Origin of the sequence: Mesorhizobium sp. M0159, from assembly GCF_040322295.1 — a bacterium.
Lineage (GTDB): Bacteria > Pseudomonadota > Alphaproteobacteria > Rhizobiales > Rhizobiaceae > Mesorhizobium.
Genome location: NZ_JAMYTF010000148.1, coordinates 1 through 574, shown reverse-complemented (window position 1 = coordinate 574; position 574 = coordinate 1). Strand labels below are relative to the sequence as shown.

Genomic DNA, 574 nt, shown 5'->3' with positions numbered 1-574 from the left:
ATCGTCCGCAATCTGGCGACAAAATCGGATGTTCCTATCATAGTGATCAGCGGCGACCGGCTTGATGAGGCGGAAAAAGTGGTTGCACTGGAGCTCGGCGCAACCGATTTCATTCCCAAGCCTTTCGGGATGCGCGAATTCTTGGCCCGCATTCGAGTAGCGCTACGCCAGCGCATTTCTAGTCCGCGAACCAGAGAGCAGCGCTCATTTCGCTTTGGGGCCTGGAAGCTCAGCGTGAAGCAGCGGCGACTGATCTGTGCGGAGCGTGGCGAGGTCAAGCTTACCGCATGTGAGTTCAATCTCTTGATCGCATTTCTGGAGAACCCCCGCAACGTGCTATCCAGAGAACGGCTTTTGCTCGCGAGCCGTGTGCGTGGAGAAGAGGTGTACGATCGAAGTATCGATGTCCTAATCATGCGCTTGCGCCGAAAGCTGGAGGCTGATGCGGCCAACCCTCGCCTGGTCAAAACATCCCGTGGCGCGGGGTACTTCTTCAACGCTGACGTAGATGTTAGCTACGGAGGCACGTTGGCCGCGTGACAGTGAGCTATGCTGGAGATTGGGGTGACGAGGC

General features: G+C 57.1%; 1 protein-coding gene. It reads left to right on the top strand.

The genetic code is table 11. From position 1 onward, the window contains the following. Positions 1 to 540, top strand: a 540-nt coding sequence (gene virG / locus NKJ32_RS35475) for a two-component system response regulator VirG (RefSeq protein ID WP_352673484.1), incomplete at its 5' end; no start/stop codon positions are given. Positions 541 to 574: the final 34 nt, after the last annotated feature.